Here is a 4,203-nt window from a genome sequence, read left to right on the forward strand (position 1 = left end):
ATCTACAAATCTGAAATCTGGCGATCGGTTATAGAAAAGTTTTTAAGATTTGGTATTAGCGATCGCTGAATTATTTGTAGATTAATATTTTTGCAGTTGCTAATTTGTTAGTCTTCTTTTTTAGTCTAAAAAATCGTACATATCTGTGGAAGATAGTATTATATGAATGCCTAATTTAATTGAAACGAAACATCAATGGAAAAATCAAGGATTTTGTATTTTTCCCAACTTTATAGATACAAAAAAACTAGAAAAATTACATTTTATCTGTGACGATATTTTCAATCAATGGCTAGCAGCATCTCCCAATATTAAAGAAGCTGCCAATACAACTAATATGGCATATTTAACTGAGCCTATTTAGGGCTTGCTGATTAAATATAAAAGCATTTACAGGTAAAGTTTTTAACCTTTTTAGGATCGAAAAAACTGCGCCTGTTTCAGTCTAAAATGCTCAAAAAGTTAGTATTTTAGGCTCATAGTTGGGCAGAAAAATCATTCTTATAATTCTTACTTCTACCTCCTCGCTTATTCCCATTTCTCCTGTCTCCTGTCTCCTACAAAGAGCAAAAATACTTTCCATACGCAAACCCTATTTAACCCACTGTTCAAATATTTTTGCTCCAATTTTATACTGCTCATCATCAATTTTTTGAATTACTCCTGTACCAGCTAATACCTCAAGAGCGTCTGCTATTTCTCCAATACTTAAGTCAATTTATTGAGCTAGAGATTCAGTTGTTCCCATTCTCTGTTCTATCAGTTTTAAGTAAACCGATCGCTCAATTGCACTAAAGCTATAACTCTTTTTTTGTTATCCCACCAAGCAGAAAAATCTCCATCATATTGACGAATTAAGTTGTTCATTAAACTATCTATTATATAAGATTGATCTGAATTTTTATAATCAAAAATTGTGTTGAGTAATTGTTGAATTAAATAGGGATGACCGCCAGACCATTCAATTATTTGCTCAATTTCTTCATCAGTCAGGAAAATATTTTAAACTTGACGGCGGTAGGCAATTAGCTGTTGTACATCTGCCTCTTTCAAAGCTTCTAACCATTCTACTTCAGCAATATTGAGCAGGGGAGAACCAACTTTTTGTTGATAATCTTTTAAGTCTTGATAACCAGAAAAAATCAAAACGACAAATGGTTTGAGGGCAGTATCAGTATCCTTCAAAGCTCGGAGATAACTCCAAGCATCGTTTGCCCATTCCTGACTCACAATAAATTCTGCACCATCTATCAAATAGCAAACACCGACAAAATTTTTCTTTTGCAAAGATTTCAGTATTCTTAGTAAGTCTTGGCGGAAATCTTCATTTATCAAGCGACGTTCGTAGTCTGGGTTAGTCACTTTTAGAGAAATGCCTGCTTTTTTTATCTCTCCTCCCGAAATTTGTCGCCGTAAACGACGGTAACTTTTACGCCAGTTAGATAACCTGCCTTCTTTATATTCAGCGAAAGCTTCTTGGAGACGGGCAATCATTAAATAGCGCAGATGGTCTAAACTTTCTGGTCGCTCTTGTTGGAGGTTGAATAACACTGGAAATGCTCGATAGTCGAAATTGCTAGAGGTCAGAAACCGATGTTGAATCTCATTTAACAAGCTGGTTTTTCCCAAACGATGACCTCCTAATAAAATGCGTACCGAAAAAGGCGATCGCTCAATAGCTGCCAAAATATCATTTCGCCCAAAAAAGTAACTGGTATCTGATATTGGCAGTTTAAAATCTGGTCTTACCAAAGTTGTCACTCTTAAAGCTCCTATTGTTTAAAAAAGTGGTCAGCAGTCAGGAGTAATCTTATTTCTTTTTCTCCTTAAAAGCAGAGAATTTCAACTTTTGGGGATTAATTATCAATTCCCCATTATCAATTATCAATTATCCATTATCCATTCTTGCACCTCCTCTTGTTTCATTTGCATTCGCAACCATTGAGACAGAAGCGGTAATTTTATTTGATACTCATCTTCTGTTCCTGGCTCTTGCCCTAGAATTAAACCAACTGATTCTAATCACAGCAAAGCATCTAAACACTCACTTTCTGTGAATTGATTTTGCAGTTTTTTCAGTATACCAGATGATGGAATTCCTGATTCAAGCTTTTCATTGCAAGCAAGCAACCGAATAATTGCCATTGCTGAGTGAAACTGCCGTTTTTCTATGTCGCTCCAAATATTTTGCAGTAATTTTTTAATACTCCTGAATAAGTGAATGGTTTGCTCAAATAACGTTGGGCATCAGCAAACTGGATATTATTTTCATTCTCTTTTGCTACTTTCTTGCACAATAAACTTGCTAATTGCCGAGATACAAAGGGATGTCCGCCACTTCTAATATGAATTTCACTCTGAGTTTCTTCGTCAAAAGTAATTCCCATTAAGTTTCCAATATCAGTCAACATTCGAGTCGTTTCATCCACAGAAAATGGTACGACAAAAATTTCCTTGAAAAAGTTAAACACAGGATTAGTAGGTACATTAGATTGCTGCCATTGATTGATGCGATTAATATCTGGATGGACATCCGCTACCAGTAAGGAAAGAGAACGTTTTTCTTGACTGACTGCTCGTAAAGCTCCGAAGAAAGCATTGCACTCCTCCGCTCGCTCCTTTGCATCTGTCTCTGTGGGAATGATGCGCTCAATTTCATCTAGAAAAATTAGAATGGGAAGTTGATAACCGAGTTGAGAGAGTTGTTGAGTCAAACTTTGCAACTGTTCAGTAAATTCTGTTGTCAGATGGGCAGCAGGGCGATCGCTCTCAAATAATTTAGGGTGACTCACCATTTTTGCGGAACGGGACTCAATTAGTTGAAACAGTTTTGACAAAATTTGATTAAACAACTCTGCACCATAATGTGGTTTGCTCCCGTAAGTTTGCAAGTCAATATGAACTAAAGGATTTTCTCGCATTGCAAATCCCAATTGCAACAACAAGGAAGTTTTCCCAGACTTGCGCAAACCAAAAATGCCAATACCCTGACCTCGACGTAGATTTTCTTCCAAACGTTGTAGTAGTTCCCCTCTACCAAAAAATGTGAGAGTATCACCGATGGCATTGCGGTCATCAAATATGTCTGCTCCTAGTAAATAGCGTTCTGTGTACTCAGCTAAAAGTCCTGAAGACTCTTTCTCCTCTCGTAGTGATTTTTCCACTGCTGTTAGAGGAATGGGAATGAGGATAAAGCGATCGCGCAATCTTACTTAGGCCATTCGCATTCGGAAGAGAATATCTGGAGGTTCGCGATAGAAAATAATTCCTGCTTGTTGTTGCTTAGATTTTTTCATTTTGGTTGCTTGTTGCACTAACTCAGCTATGTCTTGAGCATCAGGTTGTTCTATTGCTAAGGAGACAGGTATGGGAATGTAGGATTTTAGCTTGCCCGCAGCAGAGGTTATCTGTAGTCCATGTTTGCCATTGTCGCTAGTTGTTGCCCCTGCATTTTGCAGAAATTTTTGCACTTCAACTTTTAATCTATCTGTGACTTAATGAGTTAGTTCTATTTTCTACTTCAGTGGGGTGCGATCGCTATAGGTTAAAGGTAGGTCTGTATCTTTTACCCATTCTGGCTGTTTGTTTAGTGAAATTGTCATTGTGCCATCTTCAGAAACTTGGTAGATGTATAGGCGATTAGGACAGAATTTCGAGTCTAAATTTGGAAATGAATCAGGCCACTTTCCTTGTTGCTTTGCTAGTTCCTTAACTTGCAGAATTTTTTGGGTGAATTCTAGTTCTAGCATATGTGCTGCTGCTATTGTTTCAAATGCAGCAAAACCCTTTTTTTGTGGCAAACACTTTGTGAGAGGCTGCTTAATATTTTGCCTTTTCCTCTTAGTCAAGAGATTGTATATATTTTTTAGCTCATATGTCCTATAAATGCTTGTCCTCTAATTTCTCATTTACCACAGTTAAAAGACAAACCAAATTACTACAACCAAAAAAAGCAATTACCAGAACTGAAAAAAGCTATAGTAGAAGTCAAACACTCAGGCGAGCATCTGGATTTTTCCCAAGTCTATTCAACAGTTTTGCAAGATATCTGTAAAAGAGTAGAAACAACATTTTCTAGATTTGTAGCAGGCGATCGTAAAGGTAATCGTAGCGGCCAACCGAGATATAAAAGTCAATCTAGATATCGTTCATTGAACTTTCCTAATGCTGATGATTCTTGGTTAAAATTTTCATCAATTAATA

The 4,203-nt window shown here is 36.8% G+C and carries 5 protein-coding genes; 1 reads left to right on the forward strand and 4 read right to left on the reverse strand.

The window, feature by feature from the left end:
• Positions 1–166: 166 nt before the first annotated feature.
• Positions 167–364 (forward strand): hypothetical protein, encoded by a 198-nt coding sequence (locus D5R40_RS30780; protein WP_124143932.1) that lies wholly within the window; start codon positions 167–169, stop codon positions 362–364.
• Between the two features lie 638 nt (positions 365–1,002).
• Here the strand turns inward: D5R40_RS30780 and D5R40_RS38390 are convergent.
• The 4 genes from D5R40_RS38390 to D5R40_RS30800 all read right to left on the reverse strand — a co-directional run bounded on the left by D5R40_RS38390 (position 1,003) and on the right by D5R40_RS30800 (position 3,800).
• Complete coding sequence (locus D5R40_RS38390) at positions 1,003–1,761, reverse strand: hypothetical protein (protein WP_205127283.1); 759 nt, start codon at positions 1,759–1,761, stop codon at positions 1,003–1,005.
• A gap of 407 nt (positions 1,762–2,168) precedes the next feature.
• Positions 2,169–3,206, reverse strand: coding sequence for an nSTAND1 domain-containing NTPase (locus D5R40_RS30790; protein ID WP_124143933.1), 1,038 nt, complete (start codon positions 3,204–3,206; stop codon positions 2,169–2,171).
• Positions 3,207–3,212: 6 nt separating this feature from the next.
• On the reverse strand, positions 3,213–3,470 hold the full coding sequence (locus D5R40_RS30795) for a hypothetical protein (RefSeq protein WP_124143934.1): 258 nt from the start codon (positions 3,468–3,470) through the stop codon (positions 3,213–3,215).
• 45 nt (positions 3,471–3,515) lie between these two features.
• The gene (locus D5R40_RS30800) at positions 3,516–3,800 is read right to left on the reverse strand and encodes a hypothetical protein (RefSeq protein ID WP_124143935.1); all 285 of its coding nucleotides are present in this window, start codon (positions 3,798–3,800) and stop codon (positions 3,516–3,518) included.
• Between the last annotated feature and the right edge of the window lie 403 nt (positions 3,801–4,203).

The organism is Okeania hirsuta, from assembly GCF_003838195.1.
Taxonomy (GTDB): Bacteria; Cyanobacteriota; Cyanobacteriia; order Cyanobacteriales; family Microcoleaceae; genus Okeania; species Okeania hirsuta.